At 62.2% G+C, this 21818-nt stretch carries 12 protein-coding genes; 7 read left to right on the top strand and 5 right to left on the bottom strand.

The features are described 5' to 3' along the window. Nucleotides 1–27 precede the first annotated feature (27 nt). The gene (locus tag BXA07_RS16820) at nucleotides 28–828 is read left to right on the top strand and encodes a carbon-nitrogen hydrolase family protein (protein WP_076569107.1); all 801 of its coding nucleotides are present in this window, start codon (nucleotides 28–30) and stop codon (nucleotides 826–828) included. Nucleotides 829–852: 24 nt separating this feature from the next. Beyond that, nucleotides 853–2313, top strand: coding sequence for a metalloprotease TldD (gene tldD / locus BXA07_RS16825; protein ID WP_076569109.1), 1461 nt, complete (start codon nucleotides 853–855; stop codon nucleotides 2311–2313). An 83-nt stretch (nucleotides 2314–2396) separates the two neighbouring features. Here the strand turns inward: tldD and BXA07_RS16830 are convergent, their stop codons facing one another. Beyond that, the gene (locus BXA07_RS16830; protein ID WP_244556312.1) at nucleotides 2397–5243 is read right to left on the bottom strand and encodes a TonB-dependent receptor; all 2847 of its coding nucleotides are present in this window, start codon (nucleotides 5241–5243) and stop codon (nucleotides 2397–2399) included. A 497-nt stretch (nucleotides 5244–5740) separates the two neighbouring features. Between BXA07_RS16830 and aroG the strand changes: the two genes are divergently transcribed. Then, the gene (gene aroG / locus BXA07_RS16835; protein ID WP_076569233.1) at nucleotides 5741–6805 is read left to right on the top strand and encodes a 3-deoxy-7-phosphoheptulonate synthase AroG; all 1065 of its coding nucleotides are present in this window, start codon (nucleotides 5741–5743) and stop codon (nucleotides 6803–6805) included. An 85-nt stretch (nucleotides 6806–6890) separates the two neighbouring features. Here the strand turns inward: aroG and BXA07_RS16840 are convergent, their stop codons facing one another. From BXA07_RS16840 to BXA07_RS30230, 4 genes are all read right to left on the bottom strand, one after another. Continuing rightward, nucleotides 6891–9542 carry a TonB-dependent receptor gene (locus BXA07_RS16840; RefSeq protein ID WP_076569113.1) on the bottom strand — a complete coding sequence of 884 codons (2652 nt, stop codon included), beginning with the start codon at nucleotides 9540–9542 and terminating at the stop codon, nucleotides 6891–6893. A gap of 357 nt (nucleotides 9543–9899) precedes the next feature. Beyond that, the gene (locus BXA07_RS16845; protein WP_083708348.1) at nucleotides 9900–12578 is read right to left on the bottom strand and encodes a TonB-dependent receptor; all 2679 of its coding nucleotides are present in this window, start codon (nucleotides 12576–12578) and stop codon (nucleotides 9900–9902) included. 180 nt (nucleotides 12579–12758) lie between these two features. Beyond that, a complete protein-coding gene (locus tag BXA07_RS16850; RefSeq protein WP_083708350.1) occupies nucleotides 12759–15545 on the bottom strand; it encodes a TonB-dependent receptor in 2787 nt (928 codons plus the stop codon). A 73-nt stretch (nucleotides 15546–15618) separates the two neighbouring features. After that, the gene (locus BXA07_RS30230) at nucleotides 15619–15981 is read right to left on the bottom strand and encodes a hypothetical protein (protein WP_139335622.1); all 363 of its coding nucleotides are present in this window, start codon (nucleotides 15979–15981) and stop codon (nucleotides 15619–15621) included. Nucleotides 15982–16164: 183 nt separating this feature from the next. Between BXA07_RS30230 and BXA07_RS16855 the strand changes: the two genes are divergently transcribed. From BXA07_RS16855 to BXA07_RS16870, 4 genes are read left to right on the top strand one after another with little or no spacing between them, the layout of a single operon-like run. After that, nucleotides 16165–18003 (top strand): ABC transporter substrate-binding protein, encoded by a 1839-nt coding sequence (locus BXA07_RS16855; protein ID WP_083708352.1) that lies wholly within the window; start codon nucleotides 16165–16167, stop codon nucleotides 18001–18003. Nucleotides 18004–18043: 40 nt separating this feature from the next. Then, complete coding sequence (locus BXA07_RS16860; protein ID WP_076569117.1) at nucleotides 18044–18982, top strand: ABC transporter permease; 939 nt, start codon at nucleotides 18044–18046, stop codon at nucleotides 18980–18982. 9 nt (nucleotides 18983–18991) lie between these two features. After that, nucleotides 18992–20107, top strand: a complete 1116-nt coding sequence (locus BXA07_RS16865; RefSeq protein WP_076569119.1) for an ABC transporter permease — start codon at nucleotides 18992–18994, stop codon at nucleotides 20105–20107. A gap of 9 nt (nucleotides 20108–20116) precedes the next feature. Continuing rightward, a complete protein-coding gene (locus BXA07_RS16870) occupies nucleotides 20117–21808 on the top strand; it encodes an ABC transporter ATP-binding protein (RefSeq protein ID WP_076569121.1) in 1692 nt (563 codons plus the stop codon). Nucleotides 21809–21818 lie beyond the last annotated feature (10 nt).

The following is a 21818-nucleotide window of genomic DNA, read 5'->3' on the forward strand; positions in this document are numbered from 1 at the left end:
AGCAAGCTCGAATGGACTAGAGGTGAAATGATGCACACAGTTGCAGCAATACAAATGATTTCCTCGCCGTCCGTGGCGGAGAACCTGGCCACGGCGCAGCGCCTGGTGGCGCAGGCCGCGGCCAGCGGTGCATCGCTGGTGGTGTTGCCCGAGTACTGGGCCATCATGGGGCGGCAGGAGACGGACAAGCTGGGCCACGCGGAGCAGCCCGGAAGCGGCCCCATCCAGGATGGCATGGCGCAGATGGCGCGCCAGCACGGCATCTGGCTGATCGGCGGCACCTTGCCCCTGAGCTCTGACCAGGAAGGCAAAGTGCTCAACACCACGCTCGTGTATGACCCGCAAGGCGAGCCGGCCGGCCGCTACGACAAGATTCACCTGTTCGGCTTCACGCGCGGCGCCGAGTCCTATAATGAATCGCGCACCATCGTGCCAGGAGCGCAAGTGCGCGCCATCGAGACGCCGTTCGGCCGCGTCGGCCTGTCCGTCTGCTACGACCTGCGCTTCCCCGAGCTGTACCGCGCCATGGGCGATTGCGCATTGATCGTCGTGCCGGCCGCATTTACCCACACGACGGGCAGCGCCCACTGGGAAGTGCTGCTGCGTGCGCGCGCCATCGAAAACCAGTGCTATGTGCTGGCTTCGGCGCAGGGCGGCCTGCACCCGAACGGCCGCCGCACCTGGGGCCACAGCATGCTGATCGACCCGTGGGGCGAAGTGAAGGCCGTGCTGCCCGAAGGCGAGGGCGTGGTCAGCGGCGAGATCGACCTGGTATTTCTGGCCAGCGTGCGCGAGTCCTTGCCCGCACTAAGCCATCGGACGATGTAAATTGAATGTTGAGAAAAGATAGCCATGATTCCATTTGAACCCAATCTGTCCAGCCTGGCCGTGGCGCGCGACGTCCTGCTCACGCCCTTCGGCCTCGACGAAGACAAGCTGTTGAAAGCCCTGGGCACGATGTTTACGCACAAGGTCGATTACGCGGACCTGTATTTCCAGTCGACCCGGAGCGAAGGCTGGAGCCTGGAAGAGGGCATCGTCAAGACGGGCAGTTTTTCCATCGATCAGGGCGTGGGCGTGCGCGCCGTCTCCGGCGACAAGACAGCCTTTGCCTATTCCGACGATATTTCAGAGCGGGCCCTGCTGGAAGCGGCGGCGGCCACGCGCAGCATTGCGCGCGTCGGCGCCGGCAAGGTCAAGGTGGCGGGCCGCACGCTTGCACAGGGCGGTCGCTCGCTCTACCTGCCCAATGACCCGCTCGCTTCGCTCGATGCCACGGCCAAGGTGCAGTTGCTGGAACGCGTGGAAAAGATGGCGCGCGCGAAAGATCCGCGCGTGGTGCAGGTGATGGCGGGCCTGGCCGGCGAATACGACGTGGTGCTGGTGCTGCGCAGCGACGGCGTGCTGGCGGCCGACATCCGACCGCTGGTGCGCGTGTCGGTCACCGTGATCGCCGAGCAGAATGGCCGCCGCGAAACGGGCTCGGCCGGTGGCGGCGGACGTTACAGCTATGACTATTTCAGCGATGCCGTACTGGAACAGTATGCGACGGACGCCGTCAATTCGGCGCTGGTGAACCTGGAAGCGCGCCCGGCGCCGGCCGGCCCCATGACCATCGTGCTGGGGCCGGGCTGGCCCGGCATCCTGCTGCACGAAGCCATCGGCCATGGCCTGGAAGGCGATTTCAACCGCAAGGGCTCGTCCGCGTTTTCCGGCTGCATCGGCGAGCGCGTGGCCGCCAGGGGCGTCACCGTGGTCGACGACGGCACCCTGGCTGGCCGCCGCGGTTCGCTCAACATCGACGATGAGGGCAACCCGACGCAGTGCACGACCCTGATCGAGGACGGCATCTTGAAGGGTTACATCCAGGACACCATGAATGCGCGCCTGATGAAGATGCCCGTGACGGGCAATGCGCGCCGCGAATCGTTCGCCCACCTGCCCATGCCGCGCATGACGAATACCTATATGCTCGGTGGCGACCGGGACCCGGGCGAAATTCTTGCTTCGGTGAAAAATGGCCTGTATGCCGTCAACTTCGGTGGCGGCCAGGTCGACATTACCAACGGCAAGTTCGTCTTCTCGGCCAGTGAAGCGTACATGATCGAAAACGGCAAGCTCAGCTACCCCGTGAAGGGTGCGACCCTGATCGGCAATGGCCCGGACGTGCTCAACCGCGTCTCCATGATCGGCAACGACATGCGCCTCGATTCGGGCGTGGGCGTGTGCGGCAAGGAGGGGCAGAGCGTGCCCGTGGGCGTGGGGCAGCCGACCCTGCGCCTCGATGGCATCACGGTTGGCGGCACGGCCTGATTGTTGGCCACTGCGCGGCCAACGCGGTGGTCGGATGACGCGTGGCTGCGCCCCGCTCATCCGACCTGCCTGCTTCACATTTCTCAGAATTTATATTTCACCCCCGCACTGACAAACCTTCCCGCCGCGCCCGCATAATCGAGCGGGTTGTAGCCCGTGGCGCCATACGTGAGCGGGTCGAGCGGGGCGATCTTGTCGAACAGATTTTGCACGGTAGCAAATACTTCCAGCTTGGGCGTGGCCAGCCAGCGGGCCGTCAGGTCCACCGAGGTGAACGAGGCGATGCGGCAGCCGCGCGGCGCGTCCGAGCCGTCGGCAAAATGCGTGGCGCAGCCGTCCGGGTCATGCTTGAACAGCACATTGTCGAGGTGGGCGCGGTAGTTGACGTTGACCGAGACCCGCCAGTTCTGGCGTTCCCAGGTGGCGCCCAGGTTGATGCGGTCGGCCGGCGTGCCCATGCAGTTTGATACATCGCAATTGCCATGCGTGCCGGCAAAATCGCGTTGCGTGCCATCCTGTTCCGTGCGCAGCCATTTGTACAAATGCGTCCACTTCAGGTCGAACACCAGGTTGCCATGGTCGCTACCCAGGTTGAAGCGCTGGCGGGCGTCGACGTCGAGGCCGCGCACCGTCGTCTGCGCGGAGTTCACGTAGTTGGCCAGCACGGCCGTGATGGCGCCCGGATCGCCGGGAATGCCGGTGGCCGTCGACGGGTCGCGCGCCACCTTGCCGGCCGCAATGGCGGCGTCCGTCTGTTCCTGATTGATTTCATTCTTGCGGCGAATTTGCCATAGATCAAGGGAAATGCTGGTGCGCGGCAGCGGGTCCCACACGGCGCCCACGGAATAGCTGCGCGAGCGTTCCGGCGAGAGGCGGGGATTGGGCGAGGTGATGACGGCGATCGGTGCGGGATCGCAGGCCGCCTCCACGCCCAGCGCACAGCGCAGCGGATCGCTGGCGGTGGAAAACGCGGCCAGGCCGCCGACGCCGTTTTCTGCCGCGCTGGGGGCGCGAAAACCCTTGGCGAAGGTGCCGCGCAGGGCCAGTTCGCGCACGGGCGTCCATTTCACGCCCACTTTGGGCGTGTAGGAGTTGCCCACGTCGGTGAAATGGTCGGCCCGCAGGGCGCCTGACAGCTCCAGGTTTTTCAGCACGGGCGCCAGCACTTCCGCATAGATGGCCGAGGCGTTGCGGCTGCCCTTGTAGGCGGAGTAGCCGAGGCCGATGATATTGCCCCGTTCCGTGCCCGTGGTGGGCTTGAGTTCCGTTGCTTCGTGACGGAATTCCGCGCCCACGGCTACGCCGAGAGCGCCTCCGTCGAGCTTGCCTATTTCGCGGTTGGCCTTGAAGTCGATCTGGGCGATGTGCGTCCTGGCGTCGTTCGAGATGCGCGGCGACAGCGCCGCGTACAGGGCGGGAGAATTGAGGCCCGCGTTTTCCGCGATGCGCCACACGCTGCCGGCGGGCAGGGCGGCATATGCGGGGTTCAGGCTGGCCGCCGCCACATTGGCGGCCGTGGGGTTGAGCAGGGCAAAGGCCACGTCGCGCTGCAGGTAGCCATCGAGCTTGTTCGACACCTTGTTCTGCGAGTACAGCAGGGCGCTGTCGATGTCCCAGCCCGCCACCGTGCCCTTGATGCCGGCGACGAAACGCGTGAAGGTGGAATCGACCTCGGACAGGCGCGGCCCCACATCGGCCGCCAGGTAGCGCAGCCGCGCCGCCGTGCCGAAATACGGGTTGTCCGGATGCGCGGCGCCCAGCGCCACGCCCGCGTTGCTGACGGGACCGCCCGGAAAACCCACCGAGCCGCTGACGGTCGACGGCGTGGTGACGGAGTTCGATTCGCTGTGATACAGATTCAGTTCGGCATACGTCTGCAGGGCCGGCGTCAGCTGCCACGCGCCGCGGCCGAAGAAATTGATGTTCTTCTGTTTGGGCTGGATCTGGCCGTATTGCTGTGCGGCATCGGTCAGGCAGCCGCCGCCCGGGTCGCCCTGCGGATGCGTGGTGAAGTTGCCGCAGGCGGCGCCGGGGAAGGTGCGCGTAAAGTCCGCGCCGGCCAGGTTGCCGCGGTTGTAGTAGTCGAGCGTGTCGGGATTGCGCACATTGCCGTTGACAGCGCTGCCGGCCGCGTTGTTGGTGGTGATGGCGCCCGCTCCGCTCAGCGATTCCTGCGCGCTGAAACCCAGGTCGCGCAAGTCGCTGCGCCCGACGGCGCCCCGGCCGGCCCGGTCGCGGTTCCAGATGGCGGCCTTTTCGCTGTATTCGAGGTTCAGCAGCACGTTGTAGCGGTCGCGGTCGATGTCGCCGAAGCCGTGCGTGATGGCCGCATGCGCGTCGCGCCCGTCCCAGTCCTTGGTCTTGCCGTAGTTGCCCTTGATGGCCGTGCCCTGGTAGTCGCGCCGCAGGATCACGTTGACCACGCCGGCGATGGCGTCCGAGCCGTAGATGGCCGAGGCGCCATCCTTGAGGATTTCCACCCGTTCCACCGCTTCCAGGGGAATGATGTTCAGGTCGGCAAACACCTTCTGGCCATCGTCGGCCAGGCCGTATGGCGCCACGCGGCGGCCATTGAGCAGCACCAGGGTCGAGGCCGTGCCCAGGCCGCGCAGCGACACGCCGGAAGCGCCGGCGGCAAAGCCGTTGCCGAAGGTGGTGGGTACCGAGCCCTGGTTGTCGACGGCCAGCGTCTGCAGCAGTTCGGCCACGCTGGACTTGCCCGATTTTTCAATGTCGGCAGCGTTCAGGGTTTGCACGGCCGATGCCGTTTCCGCCTGCGCGCGGCGGATGTTGGAGCCGGTGATTTCCACACGGGCAATCGGGGCCGCGTCCTGCGCCAGCACGGGCAGGCTCAGCAGTGCGCTCGCCAGGGCCAGGCCCAGGCGTGGTGGTGAAAAGGCGGCGGGGTGTCGCGATGGCATAGGGGTCATATTGTTCTCCGGAAAGGTCAAGCACACAAAGGTTGTCGATGCGTCCTTGAGTCTTGTCCGTCCGGTCTGGCCTGGATTAGATCTTGATCAGTAGTGTGTCGCTTGCCGCCGTCACAAAGGGGCTTGCGTGGTGTGTGCGCCACGACGGACACAGCGCTGGCGCACGCTAGCCGGCCAAGCGGCACGCAACTTTTTATGCTTTTTCCCCCGCTTTGCAGTGTAAAACGGCAGCGGCATGCGGCTTTGCCGACAAATATGCTTGCCAACCCTTGCAATTTAGGTTTATAGTCGTTCATCACTTACGGATGACTCGCATGTTCGCTCGCCACTTTTTTACCGCGTATTTTTACTTTAGCAATTCCAACCCAAAGGCGGTGGAGTAGCGGTCGGTTCACGTAGCAGCAAAACGAGATCCCAGCAAATTCTGAAAAACCGCCACTGATGGCGGTTTTTTTTTACCCAGATGTTTTACCCTTCCTTAAATTTTGGAGAAAATGATGCCCCGCACCGATGATTTGCGTATTCGCGAAATGAAGGAATTGACTCCGCCGTCCCACCTGATCCGCGAATTTGCCTGCTCGGAGCAAGCCGAACAGACCGCCGCCAGCGCCCGTATCGCCCTGCACCGCATTTTGCATGGCCAGGATGACCGCCTGATGGTGGTGATCGGACCTTGTTCCATCCACGACACCAAGGCGGCGATGGAATATGCGCGCCTGCTGGTCAAGGAGCGCGCGCGTTTCGCGGGCGAACTGGAAATCGTCATGCGCGTCTACTTCGAAAAGCCGCGCACCACGGTGGGCTGGAAGGGCTTGATCAACGATCCGTACATGGACAACAGCTTCCGCATCAACGACGGCTTGCGCATGGCGCGTGAACTGTTGCGCGATATCAATGAGCTGGGCTTGCCGGCCGGCACCGAGTTCCTCGACGTGATCAGCCCGCAATACATCGCCGACCTGATCAGCTGGGGCGCCATCGGCGCGCGCACGACGGAGTCGCAGGTGCACCGCGAGCTGGCGTCGGGACTGTCGTGCCCGGTCGGCTTCAAGAATGGCACGGATGGCAACGTGAAGATCGCCGTGGAAGCCATCAAGGCCGCTTCGCAGCCGCACCATTTCCTGTCCGTCACGAAGGGCGGCCACTCGGCCATCGTCTCGACCAACGGCAACGAGGATTGCCACATCATCTTGCGCGGCGGCAAAACGCCGAACTATGACGCGGCCAGCGTGGACGAGGCCTGCAAGGCCATCGCGGCACAAGGCCTGGCGGCGCGCCTGATGATCGACGCCTCGCATGCGAACAGCTCGAAAAAACCGGAAAACCAGATCCCCGTGTGCGCCGACATCGCCAGCCAGGTGGCGGGCGGCGACAGCCGTATCGTCGGCGTGATGGTGGAATCGCACCTGGTGGCAGGGCGCCAGGATTTGATCCCGGGCAAGGAACTGATCTATGGCCAATCCGTCACGGACGGCTGCATCGACTGGAGCGCCAGCGTGGCCGTACTGGAAAACCTGGCGGCGGCCGTGAAGCAGCGCCGCTTGCAGGGCGACCAGGAATAACATGGCGCGCAGCATGAAAAAAAGCCCGGAAAGCTAAGCTTTCCGGGCTTTTTCAGTTTTCAGCGGATATCAGTTGCGTATCGGCTTAGAACTTGTACGTGGCGCGCACATAGAAAGTACGGCCCAGCGGATCGGCGAAGCGTGGATCGTAGCCGGACTGGAAGGTACCGATCTGGTTACTGAACGGTGGATCTTCGTTCAGCAGGTTTTTCACGCCGACGGTGACTTCGGTGTTCTTGAAGCCCGAGTACGCGCCCGACAGCGACCATACCGAGTAGGCCTTGACGCTTTGCTCGAATTGCGGATCGACATAGTTCTGGTCGCGGTAGCCGCTCATGTACTTGTTCGACAGCGTGGCGTTCCATTTGTCCAGATTCCATTGCAGGGATGCATTGTGTCTCCAGCGGAAAACTGGTGCCTTGTCGCCATACACGCCCACGTTTTGCAGGAATTCGCCGCCGCGTTCGTTCTGGTACTCATACTTCTGCACCCAGGTGCCGTCGAAGTTGAACGTGAAGTTGCCATACTGGCTGCGTGGCAATTTCCAGTTCAAGCCCAGGTCGATGCCCGAGGTGTGCATTTCGCCCAGGTTGCCCAGGGTAGCGAGCACGTAATCGAGCTTGCCGTCAGCGGTATAGATGAAGTTGTTTTGATACTTGGCGTAGTTGTCGAACAGGGTCTGTTCGGCCACGGTGCCGATCTTGTCGCGCAGCTTGATCTGGAAGTAATCGAGCGAGACGGTCAGCGACTTGGTCGGCTCGATGACGATACCGGCACTGAAGGTTTTCGATTTTTCCGGGCCCACATCCGGATTGCCGCCCGAACGGATGTACTGCTGCGCGCCGCAGGCCACGTTGCTGTTGGCGCCAGGGATTGCTACGCCGCCTGGGCACAGGCGTGGATCGTCGTACTTGTTGGCAGTGAAGGTCTTGGTTTGCGGACCATGCAGGTCATACAGCGTTGGCGCACGGAAACCTGTGTTGTAGGAGCTGCGCAGCAGCACCTGGCTCGTTGGCTGCCAGCGTACGCCGACTTTCGGGTTGAAGCTGCCGCCGACGTCGTTGTAGTGGTCATAACGGGCTGCCAGCGACAGTTCCAGGTCTTTCATGACAGGAATGCTCAGTTCCGAGAAGATGGCGGAGATGTTGCGGCTGCCCGACTGGTTCTGCGCTTCGGCGTAGCCGGAGCTCGATGCCTGGCCGGCCAGGTCGCGGTTCACGTTGTATTCGGCCTTGTCGTTGCGGAATTCCGTACCGACGGCGAAACCGACTGCGCCAGCCGGCAGGTTGAACAGCTCGCGGCTGATCTTCGCGTCGACCGCGGTGCTGGTCATCTTGGCGCTCAGGTATTCGCCTTTCAGGACGGAATCCTTCAGGTACGCTTCGCCGGCGGCGCTTTGGTCGCCGAACGGGTTCAGGATGCCATTGCCGATGCCGTCGATGATGCGCTGGTCATTCAGGTAGCCGCCCGTGAAGGCGCTGGTGGCCTTGCTGACGGAGTAGCTCAGGCCGACGTTGTAGTCCCAGCCGCCCAGGACGCCTTCGGAAGCCAGTACCAGGCGGTCCGAGGTGCTGGTGTCGAAGCCGCTGCGCTGGCCCGATGCCACTGGACGCCAGCTGATGTCGAGCGCTTCGCCCGACAGGCCAGGCACGGCCGGCACGCCGGCGCTGCCGCCCGGGTAGTAAGGCGAGCTCGATGGCATGAGGATGCCGATATTCGACATAGGCGGCGGCGAGATGCGCGCTTCGTTGGTGCTGCGCGAGTGCAGGTATTCGATGGTAGCCAGGTGATCCTGGTTCAGCTTGAAGCTGGCCTTGCCCAGGAAGGATTCCTGCTGGGTTTTCGGGATGGCCTGGATGAACGGCGTGACGTCCATGGCGCAGGTGCTCTTGCCCGAGGTGTTCTTGTACAGGTTCGGACCCACGCAGCCGGCGGCGAAGGCCGGGTTGCCGATCAGTCCATTGCCCGTATCGTAGAAGTTGGCCGGGAAGGTGGTGCCGCTCAGGTTATCCACGCCCTTGCTGGGAATGTAGCCGCTCTTCGAGAAAGAGCGGTCGGCCGCGCTCAGCGCCGACTGGCGGTGTACGTCGACGACGCCGAAGACGTTGAAGCCATCCTTGTTCAGGTCGCCATAGCCGCCGGACAGGTTCAGGCGCGATTCGTCGCCGCCGCCCGCTTTCTGCGGCTCGTAGTGTTCGACCGTGACGGAACCGCCTTTGACGGAACGCTTGGTGATGAAGTTGATCACGCCGCCGATGGCGTCCGTGCCGTAGATCGCGGAGGCGCCGTCACGCAGCACTTCGACACGTTCCAGGGCAGAAATAGGGATGATGTTCAGGTCGACGGACGAACCGTTGAACGGGTGGCTGGCGATACGGCGGCCGTTCAGCAGGACCAGGGTCTTGTCGCCGCCGATGCCGCGCAGGTCGGCGACGGACTGGCCTCCCGTGCCCGAACCGACGGACTGAGAGCTGCTTTGCGAGCTCTGATTCATGGAAATGGTGGACAGGACTTCCTGCGCCGTCGTCAAGCCTTGCTTGGCGAAATCGTCGGCCTTGATCGAGGTGATCGGCAGCGCTGTCTCCGATGCCAGGCGCTTGATGCTCGAACCCGTCACTTCCACGCGTTGCATGGTGCCATCTGTTGTTTCTTGTGCATACGCGGCGTGCATGCCCAGGGCCATGCCGCCTGCAAACATCAGGCGCAGCGACCGCGATATTACATTTTCTATCATCATCTGTAATTCCTTGTTATTGTGATAAAGGCGGCAATTATTTTGAAATAACTTGTTGCTTGCCAACAATTTATTTGCCTTTTTGAAAATCCACCAATGAAAATTCTGTAAATTTTCCGGGCCCTCATCAAAACATTCACGATTCAGATTGTCAATTTCGCGCGGACTTTTTGGACGAAATGCAACATATTGCTATTTTTTTTGCATTACTTCAGGAATAAAATATAGCCAACCCTTGTCAGGCGCACTCAGGCGCGTAGAATAAAACGGCGCACAGCATCGCTGCTGGCGCCGTCTGTCGTGCTGCAGGCAAACGCTAGTCAGCGCAGCCCCGTCGATTCCTGTTTCAGACCATCCCCCTTAAAACGTATAGCTGCCGCGCAAGTACCAGGCGCGCCCGACCGGGTCCGTGTAGCGCGGGTCATAGCCTTTCTGGAACAAGGTGCCCTGGTTCGAGAACGGCGGTTCCTTGTCGAACAGGTTCTTCACGCCGGCCGTCAGCAGCAAACCCTTCCACGCATAGCTGCCCGACACATTGAACAGGCTGTACGAGGGCACATCGTGCTTGTACTGCTCGGCAACATTATTCTGGTCCGTGTAGCCGGACTTGAACGATTGCGACACGGTGGCGCCCCAGTTGCCCTTGCGCCAGTTCAGCGCGGCCGTATGTTTCCAGCGGAACACAGGATTGTTGTCCGCATAGCGGCCCACGTTGGCGATGAATTCGCCGCCGCGCTCGTTCTGGTAGTCGTACTTGTGGGTCCAGGTGCCGTCCACCGACACGCTGAAATCGCCATAGGCACCGCGTACCAGGCGCGCATTCAGGCTCACGTCGATGCCGTCCGTCTTGACTTCGCCGAGGTTGTCGTTCAGGTCCAGGATGGCGTAGGGCGAACCGTCGGGATTGCGCAGGAACAAGGCCTTGTATTTCGCGTAGTTGCCGAAGATCGATTGCTCGGGCAAGGATGAAATCTTGTCCTTCAAATGGATGTTCCAGTAATCGATGGCGAGCGTAACTTCCTGGATGGGTTCGACGACGACGCCGAAGGCGAAGGTGGTGGATTTTTCCGGTTTCAGCTTCTCATTGCCGCCTTGCAGCTTGAACTGCTGCAAGTCGCAGTCGCGCAAGGGGTTGGCGCCAGGCTGCGGCACGCCGCCGGGGCACAAAATCGGGTCGTCATAGGTATCGTTGGTATCGTTCTTCGATGGCGGCGCGTTCTTTTCAAACAGGGTCGGCGCGCGGAAACCCGTGCTGGCCGAACCGCGCAGCACCAGCGCGCTGCTGGCCTGGTAGCGCAGGGCCAGCTTGGGATTGGTGGTACTGCCCACGTCGCTGTAATGGTCGAAGCGGGCCGCCAGCTGCACTTCCAGATCCTTGATCAATGGCAAGTTGACTTCGCCGAAGACGGCCTGGATCGTGCGCGCGCCGCTCTTCGAGAGCGAACCGGACAGGCCGGAACTGGCGGCCTGGCCGGCGATGTCGCGGTTGACATTGAAGTCGGCCTTTTCGCGCCGCACTTCGCCGCCCAGGGCGATGGCCAGCGGGCCGCCGGCCAGCTGCATCAGGTCGCGGCTGCCCTTGACGTCGAAACCCGTGGTGGTGACCCTGGCGTTCTGCACTTCGCCGCGCAGGGCGGTGCTGGCCAGGTAGCTTTTTCCGGCCGCGTCCTGCACGCCAAACGGGTTCAGGATGCCATTGAGCACGCCGGCGGCAAAGCCCGCATCCTGCACATAGCCGTTCGTGAATTTTTCCGACGAATTGCTGATCGCATGGCTCAGGCCCGTCTTGTAGTCCCAGCCCGCCAGTTCGCCTTCCAGCGCCAGCACCAGACGGTCGGCCTTGCCGTCGGAATCGATCTGCCGCTGGCCCGCTTCCACGGGGCGCCAGTTGACGCTCAGGGGCTGGCCCGACAAGCCGGGCTGGGCCGGTACGCCGCCCGCATTGCCCGGATAGTATTTGCTGCTGATGGGCAGAATCAAGCCTGTTTGCGGCGGCGGTGCCGTGCGCGCCTTGACCTTGTTTTCCGAGTGCAGATATTCCACAGTGGCCAGGTGGCCGCCGCCCAGCTTGAAAGCGCCCTTGCCGAAGAAGGCGATTTGCTCCTGTGCCGGCAGATCGTCGATTTGCCGCGTGTAATCCTGGCGGCAGGTGCCGTTGGCCGGCACGGCCGGCACCGACAGCGGCGGCAGGCAGCCGCTGGCTGCGTAGGGGTTGCCGGCCAGGCCATCGCCGCCATTGGCGGCGGCGTCAAAATAATTGCCGGGGAAAGTGGTGCCGCTGGTAATGGACAGGCCGCGCGAAGGAACGATACCCGTTGCCGAGAAGGTGCGGTCTTGCGAGGTCAGTACATTTTGCTTGTGGTAATCGACTACGCCAAAAATATTATAGCCGTCCGTGTCGAGCTTGCCGAAGCCCGTGGACAGGTTGATGCGGTGCTCGCCGGCGCCCTTGTGTTCGGGCGCGACCACTTCGGCCGTGATGTTCGTGACGTTGACCGAGCGCTTGGTGATGAAGTTGATGACGCCGCCGATGGCGTCCGTGCCGTAGATGGCCGAGGCGCCGTCGCGCAGCACTTCGACGCGCTCGAGGGCGGCGATGGGAATGATGTTCAGGTCGACGCTGGCGCCGTCATACGGGTGGTTGGCGATGCGCCGGCCATTGAGCAGCACGAGGGTCTTGTCGCCGCCCAGGCCGCGCAGGTCGGCGCTGGCCTGTCCGCCCGTGGGCAAGCCGCTGGTATTGCCGCCGACGGCATTGCCGCTGCCCATGCTGGAGGAGTTCGCGGGGATCTTGCTGAGCACTTCCTGGGCTGTCGTCAGGCCTTGTTTGGCGAAATCCTCGGCCTTGAAGATGGACAGGGGCGTGGCTGTTTCCGAGACGAGGCGCTTGATGGAGGAGCCGGTGACTTCGACTCTCTGCATGGCGGGGGGCTCGCCGGCGGCGCCGGTGTCCTGCGCCATGGCCGCATGGCCATACGCGCCGAGCAAGGCTGCGCACAGCAGGCGCAAGGTAGGGGAGGGATTGCGGGTGTGCGTCATCTGACACTCCTGTGGCGTGGTCATGGGCCAAATGGCCTGCAAGGGAGTTTTACAGGCGAGCAGGAAGTAAGGTTTGCGCTGGCGCAATAGACGTGTGGATGGGCTGCGTTGAACCACAGTCGCAGACGAAAAAAAAGGCGGTGATTGCTCACCGCCTCGCGTCAGGATACAGGTATCAGCTTAGAAGAACTTGTAGCTGGCGCCCAGTTTGAAGTAGCGGCCGATGGCGCCACTGGCATCCATCGGGTTGTAGCTCATGCCGCCGTAGGTCAGCGGGTCGAGCGGCGCGATCTTGTCGGTCACGTTGTTGATCGAGGCAAACAGTTGCAGCTGTTTGTTGACGTTCCAGCGGGTTGACAGGTCGAGCGTGGTGAACGAGGCCAGCTTGCAGCCGTTTGGCGCCGGCGTGCCGTTGGCCAGCTTGGACGCGCATGGGTCGCCTTCAAACTTGATATTTTTCATATCCGAACGGTAGTTCAGCACGCCGCTGACGTTCCAGTTGCCCAAGTCCCACGAGCCGGTCAAGTTGATCTTGTCCTTCGGCGTGCCGGCGCAGTTTGATGTATCACAATTGCCATGCGTGCCAGCGAACTGGTAGCGCACGGCGGCCGACTCGGCCCGCACCCACGAGGCGATGTGGGTCCAGGTCAGGCCGAACGTGGCGCGGCCGTAGTCACCCAGGCGCACGCGCTGCTTGACGTCCAGGTCGATACCCTTGATCTCCGTGTAGCTGGAGTTGCGGTACGGCGCCTTGGTAATCAGCAAGGTGCCCGTGTTCGGCACTACGACGCCATTGATGGTCAGGTTGTTGTCGGAACGGATGGCCGTCGGCAGGGCGGCCGCTTCGTTGTACGGCAGCGGATTGATCTCGTTTTCACGCTTGATCTTCCAGGCGTCGAGCGACAGGCTGGTATCGTTGAAAGGATCCCATACGAGGCCCAGGGTATAGCCCTTGGATTTTTCCGGCTTGAGGGTGGGGTCGCCGACCTTGACGGCCGCCACTTGCAGTTCGCAATCGCTGGCATTGGCGCCCGGCAAGCGGTTCCCGCCCGGGCAGCGCACGGGATCTGTCACGGTCGAGGTACCCGTCGATTGCGAATCGGCATTGCTTTCCGCCGGGCCAGGCGCGCGGAAGCCTTCCGAATACGTGCCGCGCACGGCGAAGGTTTTCAGCGGCGTCCACTTGGCGCCCAGTTTCGGCGTGGTCGACGAGAAACGGTCATATTTGTCGTAACGCAGGGCGCCCGACAGTTCCACCGTCTTGATCACGGGCGCCAGCACTTCGAAGAACACGGCCGAGACCTTGCTGTCGCCCTTGGCGGCCACGTAACTTGCGTTGATGGAGCCGTCTTGCGTGCCTGTCAGGGAAGGATTGTCGAGCTTGTCGCGGCGGTGTTCCGCGCCCACGGCCAGGCCCATTGCGCCGCCCGGCAACTGCATCAGCTCGCGCGATGCCTTGAAGTCGATGATGTCGAGCTTGGTTGTGGAATCGGAGGTGGCGTTCGTCACCATCGCCGCGTACAGCGAGGCGGGATTCTTGTTCGCCTGCGCACCGATGTAGTAAGGGAAATACTTGCTGCTCGGACTGGAATCGCCCAAGGCCGCCTTGACGACGGCCATGTTCAGCATGTTGCTGTAATCGAGGTGCAGTTTCGATTCCGAATGCGTGTAGCCGGCATCGTAGTCCCAGCCCATGGCGTTGCCCTTGACGCCGAGCACGATGCGGTTGAACTCGTTATTGGCCTGGCGCGTGCTGGCGCCCACGTCGAAAGCCTGGTAGCGCACCCGCACCGGCACGCCATACGGATTTTGCGGGTGGTTGGCGGCCAGCAAGATGCTGGTGCCGCTGCCGGTACCGTAGTTGATGACGCCCGCCTTGTTGCCCGCGTTGGGCGGGAAGGCAACGGTGGGCGTGATCGATGGCGGTATCAGGGTGAAGGCCGTATCGCGCTTCGAGTAGCCCGCTTCCGCATACACCTGGGTATCGGCATTGACTTGCCAGGTGCCGCGCGTGTACAGGTTGATCGATTCGATCTTGGGCTGCATCGAGCGGAACTGGTCGTGGTGCCACAGGCAGCCGCCCTTTGGATCTTGCGGCGAGGAAACGGACAAGCTGGAGCAGCCGGGCAGGGACACGTAATTGTTGGTGACGGGGTCGCGGATCAGGCCTGTCGGCGAGGCATTCGCATCGTTGTTGCCATTGATGTAGCCGCCGGCGAACTGGGTGTTGATCGCATAGCCATACGGACGCAGGTCGGCCTGGCCTATCCATTTGCGGTCGGCGCGGTCCTTGTTCATCAGCATGTCCGATTTGGTGTATTCGGCGTTGATGACGAAGTTGTATTTGTCCGTGTCCAGGTTGCCCTTGCCGAAGGTCAGCGAGGCGCGGTGCTGCTGGGCGTCGCTGTCGCCGGAAATGCCCGTGTCGCCTTTCAGGGTCAGGCCTTCGAAGTCCTTGCGCAGGATGATGTTGACGACGCCGGCGATGGCGTCCGCGCCGTAGGTCGACGAGGCGCCATCCTTGAGGATCTCGATGCGCTCGACGATCTGCATCGGCACGGTGGACAGGTCGGTAAAGCTCTTCTGGCCGTCATCGGCGCGCGCGAACGGCGCCATGCGCCGGCCATTGAGCAGCACCAGGGTCGAGGTGGCGCCCAGGCCGCGCAGCGAGATCGCCGTGGAACCGGCGGCAAAGCCGTTGCCGAAGCCTGTCGGCAGGGAACCGGCGCCATCGGCCGTCAGCGTTTGCAGGTATTCGGCGACGGTGGCCTTGCCCGATTTCATCAAGTCATCGCGGGTGATGACCTGTACAGGCGATGCAGTCTCGGCCGTGGCCCGTTTGATGCTCGATCCTGTAATTTCCACCCGCTGCACATTGGCGTCTTGCGCCATTGCCGGCACGGCCATCATGCCAAGGCTTACTGCTGCTACGCTACCTGAAAAGATCAGGCGTACGGAGCGGGACATCACTGTTTCCATCATCATTCTTGAAACTCCGAAATAAGCCAGGCTGGCCGTTTTACGGCGCAGCGTCGCTAGTCTAAAAAAGATTGCTGCGTCGGCAATCACTGTGGATGCTTCGGCGCACTTGTGTGGCCGCAATCGATAAGACCATTTGCCGAGAAAGCTTGTCAACGCGCATATCCAGCCTTTCATCATGGAAACAACAGTGTTTTTTATAATGTTGGCATGTTTCAGTATTGATAATTATTTTGATGTTGCGCTGCGCTATGCGTTTTCCGCCTGCGAATAAAAAGTGGGCCCATTCACGGACGTAAGGGTTTCTACCAATGCGCTTTTCCGTGGTTTCGACAGGCCTATGTTGCAGCGCGGAAGATTTTCCTTGTGGAGCGGGTGCTTGTTGCTGTGCTCGCCAGAAGTGCTGCGGCTTTTCGCCCGGCATGCCAAATATGCGTTATCGTTACGCGTTTTCCAGCGTGTCCAAGCATAGGCGCGGCTGGCTGCGAACAAGGCATAGATCTTGCGAGGATGGACTGGTTTTGGCGGTGGAATCCTGTATCCCAGGGGGAAGCCAGTACAAGCGCACCAATACGGTGCGACGGATAATCGAGATGAAGGGTATTACATGAAGTCACCATGGATGCGGCGCGTGGCGCTGCTCGCCTGCCTGGCCACCCTGCCGTTGGCCGCCACTGCCGTTGACGCTGCCCCCGCGGCGGCGCCGGTGAAAACCTTGCGCTATATCCTGCCGGCCGCCGAGACGGGTTTTGACCCGGCCACCGCGCGCGACCTGTATTCGAACCACATCACGCAGGCCGTCTTCGACACCCTGTACACGTATGACTACCTGGCGCGTCCCGTCAAGGTGGTGCCCGGCGCGGCGGCCGCCATGCCGGAAGTGTCCGCCGACGGCAAGACCTATACCATCCGCCTGAAAAAAGGCATCCTGTACACGCCCGACGCCGCGTTCGGCGGCAAGCGCCGCGAACTGACGATGGCCGACTATGTGTATTCGTGGAAGCGTTTGTTCGACCCGCGCCTGGCGTCGCCGCACAGCTGGCTGTTCGAAGGCAAGGTGGTGGGCCTGGACGACCTGGCCAAGGAGGCGGCCAAGTCGAACAAGCTCGACTACAACAAGAAAGTGGCCGGGCTGGAAATCCTCGACCCGTACACCCTGCGCATCACGCTGACCAAGACCGATTTCAATTTCCCCATGATCCTCGCCTATGTGCCCACGGCCGCCGTGGCGCGCGAAGTGGTGGAGAAATACGGCGACGTGAAGGGCGAAGTGGGCTCCAACCCCGTTGGCACCGGCTATTACACCTTGGGCGAATGGACGCGCGGCAACCGCATCGTCCTGAACCGCAACCCGCAGCACTTGCCGGAAACGTGGAATTTCATGGCCGGCGACGACCCGGACGACCAGCGCATCGTGCGCCAGATGCAGGGCAAGCGCATTCCCGCCATCGACCGCATTGAAATTTCCGTGATGATCGAAGACCAGTCGCGCTGGCTGTCGTTCCAGAGCGGCGGCACGGACGTGTTCTGGCTCGACGGCCCGCTGGCGCCGAAGGCATTGCTCAATGGCAAGCTGCGCCCCGAACTGGCCGAGAAGGGCGTGCAACTGTCGCGCCTGCTGGACCCGGAAATCAGCTATTACTACTGGAATATGGAAGACCCGACCCTCGGCGGCTTCAGCAAGGAAAAGATCGCCCTGCGCCGCGCCATTGCCATGGCGCACAATATCGACGAAGAAATCCGCATCATCTGGAATGGCCAGGCCAAGCGCCTCGACTATCCGATCCCGCCCGGCGTCGTCGGCTACGACCCGCACTACAAATCCCTGCTGCAATACGATCCCGTGCTGGCGAATAAACTGCTCGATAAATTCGGCTACAAGAAGGGCGCCGACGGCTGGCGCACCTTGCCGGACGGCAAGCCACTGCTGATCCGCTACGCCTCGCGCAACGAAGCGAACGGCGTGCTGCAGGCGGAAATGTGGCGCAAGACGTATAACTCGCTGGGCATCCGCATGGAAAACGACCGCATGATCTTTTCCGACATTCTGAAGACGGAAAAGCAGTGCAAGATGCAGACGCGCACGGCGCCGTGGCTGGCCGACTATCCGGACGGCGACAACTTCATGCAGCTGTTCTACGGCCCCAACACGCACCAGAACAACAACGGCTGCTACCAGGACCCCGAGTACGACAAATGGTACGCGGCCAGCCAGGCCATGCCGGCCAGCCCCGAGCGCGACGAGCTGTTCCACAAGATGGCGCGCCGCCTGGAAGTCAATGCGGGCGCCCTGATCGGCTATGCGCGCTACCGCAACATGCTGGCGCAAAAGTCGGTGCTGGGCTACAAGAAGCACCCTATCCTGTTCCAGGAGTGGGCGTATATGGATATCGACAGCACGGGGGCGCCGGTGGCGCCAGCCCCTGCGGCTTCGGCGAATAAATAAGCGACGCCGCTTTTAACACCATATACGACAAGGAATCATTATGTTTGCTTATATCCTGCGCCGCTTGTGGCAGATGCTGCCCACCATGCTGGGCGTCGTCCTGCTGGTGTTTATATTGTTTAACTGGGTGGGCGGCGACCCCGCCTACATCCTGGCCGGCAAGATGTCTAGTGCGGAAAGCATCGCCAACATCCGCCGCCAGCTGGGCGTCGACCAGCCGTACTACGTGCAGCTGTGGATCTTCATCAAGCAGATCGTCACCTTTGATTTCGGCCAAAGCTGGGCCACGGGCGAAACCGTGTCGCACATCATCACCTCGCGCCTGGGCCCGTCCATGATGGTCTTGATTCCGCTGACCGTGCTGGAAACGTTCTTCGGCGTGGCGCTGGCGCTGGCCATCGCGTTTGTCCGCGGCTCGCTGACGGACCGCATGGTGATGATCGCCTGCACGGTGGGCATGTCGATTTCCATCCTCGTCTACATCATCGTCTTCCAGTACGGCTTTGCCTACAAGCTGGGCCTGTTCCCCGTGCAGGGCTGGGGCGACAGCTTCTGGGAAAACCTCTTGCGCTATTCCACCTTGCCGATCCTCATCGGTCTGGCCGTGTCGATTGCGCCCACCCTGCGCCTGTTCCGCACCTTCGTGCTGGACGAGGCGAACCAGGATTACGTGCGCACGGCGCGCGCCAAGGGCTTGAAGGAAGGCCGCATCATGTGGGTCCACGTGCTGCGCAACGCCGCCATTCCCATCATTACCTACGTGATGTCGAACTTGCCGGCCCTGCTGATCGGCGCCTTCCTGCTGGAACGCTTCTTCGGCATCCCCGGCATCGGGCGTGAAGTGATCCTGGCCGTCGAGCGCAGCGATTTTCCGGTGATCAAGGCGATCACCGTGTATGTCGCCGCCGCCACCATGCTCTTCAACCTGCTCACCGACCTGCTGTACCAGGCGGTCGATCCTCGCGTACAACTGAAGTAGAAAGAGACGATGTCGAAACCTCATACATCGCCCGGCCTGTGGGCCCTGGCGTGGCGCCGTTTGCGCGGCGACAAGATTGCAATGGTATCGCTGGCCGTGGTCGGCGCTTTTTTCCTGCTGGTGCTGGCGTCCGCCAGCGGCCTCGTGGCGGCGAACTGGGAAGACGAAGTGGCCGTCAGCTACGCGCCGCCCACCTTTGTCGGTGCCGACAAGGATGCGGCCGGTGCCGGCGACGGCGCCATTCCCCAGTCCGACGAGCGCAGCGCGCCCACTCCCGTCAACGTGCTCGACCCGCTGGCCGACGACATCGCCGAACTGCGCGCGCAGATGGGCAGCAACCCATCGGCCGGCGTCGAGATGTACGGCGTCACCGACCCGCTGGCCGACGACTTGACGGCCTTGCGCGCCGGCATGGGCAAGACGAAGAAGTTGATCGCGCACAAGGCGTCCACCTTGCCGTTCGGCGCCGACAAATGGGGCCACGACATCGTGCAGAAAACCATCAAGGGCGGCGAGACGTCGATCGTCGTGGGCCTGGTGGCCGCCTTGCTGGCCGTCGTGCTGGGCACCTTGTTCGGCGCCGTGTCCGGCTACTTCGGCGGCATCGTCGATGACTTTTTTAACTGGTTCTACAGCATTTTTACCTCAATTCCATCGATTTTGATGATCTTGACGGTGGCGGCCGTGCTGCAGCAGAAGGGCGTGCTGACCATCGTGCTGATCCTCGGCTTGACGGGCTGGACGGGGCCGTACCGCCTGATCCGCGCCGAATACATCAAGCACAAGGCGCGCGAATACGTGATGGCAGCCGACGCCATCGGCGCTTCGCACTGGCGCAAGATGTTCTCGCACATCTTCCCGAACGTGAGCCACGTTGCCTTGGTGCAAATGTCGATTCTCGTGGTGGGCTTCATCAAGGCGGAAGTGATCCTGAGTTTCCTCGGCTTTGGCGTGCCGGTAGGCACCGTCTCGTGGGGCAGCATGCTCAACGAGGCACAAAATGAACTGATCCTGGGCAAATGGTGGCAGCTGACGGCCGCCGCCACGGCGATGGCCGTGCTGGTGACGGCGTTCTCGCTGTTTACCGATGCCTTGCGCGATGCGCTCGACCCCAAAGTGAAATAGGAGTTGCTCATGGACCAGAATAACCTGTTGGAAGTGCGCGACCTGCGCGTCACCTTCCGCCTTGACAAGAAGACCACGTTCGAAGCCGTCAAGGGCATTTCGTTCAACGTGCCGCGCAACAGCACCGTCGCCCTGGTGGGCGAGTCGGGCAGCGGCAAGTCCGTCAGCTCGCTGGCCGTGATGGGCTTGTTGCCGCCAGATAACACCATCATCGACAAGCAATCGCGCATCCACTTCGGCGGGCGCGACCTGCTCCAATTGTCGATCGCCGAGCGGCGCACCATGTGCGGCAAGGATATCTCGATGATCTTCCAGGAGCCGATGTCGTCGCTCAACCCCGTGTTTACGGTGGGCTTCCAGATCGCCGAAGTATTGCGCCAGCACATGGGCATGAACCGCAAGCAGGCGCGTGCCCGCACCTTGGCGCTGCTGGAAGAGGTGGGCATACCCGACCCCGCCACCAAGATCGACGCCTACCCGAGCCAGATGTCGGGCGGCCAGCAGCAGCGCGTGATGATCGCCATGGCGATCGCCTGCGAGCCGAAACTCTTGATCGCGGACGAGCCGACGACGGCGCTGGACGTGACGATCCAGAAGCAGATCATGGACCTGATCGCGGCACTGCAAAAGAAACACCAGATGTCCGTGCTCTTCATTACCCACGACCTGGGCCTGGTGGGAGAGATCGCCGACCAGGTGATCGTCATGCGCCACGGCGAAGTGCGCGAGACGGGCGAGGTGCGCCAGGTATTCGAAGCGCCGCAAGACAGTTACACGAAAGCCCTGCTGCATTGCCGCCCGTCGCTGGACGAGCGCCCGTGGCGCCTGCCCGTGATCGCCGATTACATGGACGGCAAGGCCGGTCCCGGTATCGAAATGAAACAGCGCACGCGCGGCTACACGCCGGGCGACGAGCCGGTGCTGGTGGTGAATAACTTGAGTAAAAGCTTTTATACGCGCGAAGGATTGTTCGGCAAGCGCGAATTCCAGGCCGTCAAGGATGTGTCATTTACCTTGCCGCGCGGAAAAACCCTGGGCGTGGTGGGCGAATCCGGTTCCGGCAAGACGACGGTGGGCCTGACCTTGCTGCGCCTGCACCAGGCAACTAGCGGCACGGCCATGTTCCACGGCAAGGACCTGATTGCCATGCCGAACAAGGAATACCTGCCGTATAAACGCCGCATCCAGATCATCTTCCAGAATCCGTATGCCTCCTTGAATCCCCGCTTTACGGTGGGGCAGATTCTGCTGGAACCGATGCGCATCCACAAGATCGGCGCGAGCGACCAGGAACGCATCGCCAAGGCCTACTGGCTGCTCGACAAGGTGGGATTGCCCGAGCAGGCCTTCCACCGCTATCCGCACGAGTTCTCGGGCGGCCAGCGCCAGCGCATCGCCATTGCCCGCTGCCTGACCATGCAGCCGGAAATTCTGGTGTGCGACGAATCCGTGTCGGCGCTGGACGTGTCGGTGCAGGCGCAGGTACTGAACCTGCTGCAGGACTTGCAGGATGAATTCGGATTGTCCTACATCTTCATCTCGCACGATTTGTCCGTCGTCAAATACATCGCCGACCAGGTGATGGTGATGCACAAGGGACAGGTGGTGGAGCTGGCCGATTCGGACGAGCTGTACCGCAATCCCGTGCATCCCTACACGCGCACCCTGCTGAGTGCCATACCGAAGGGCGTCCAGGTGTAGGGGCATTTTT

It is taken from the genome of Janthinobacterium sp. TND4EL3, from assembly GCF_900156175.1.
Taxonomy (GTDB): Bacteria; Pseudomonadota; Gammaproteobacteria; order Burkholderiales; family Burkholderiaceae_D; genus Janthinobacterium.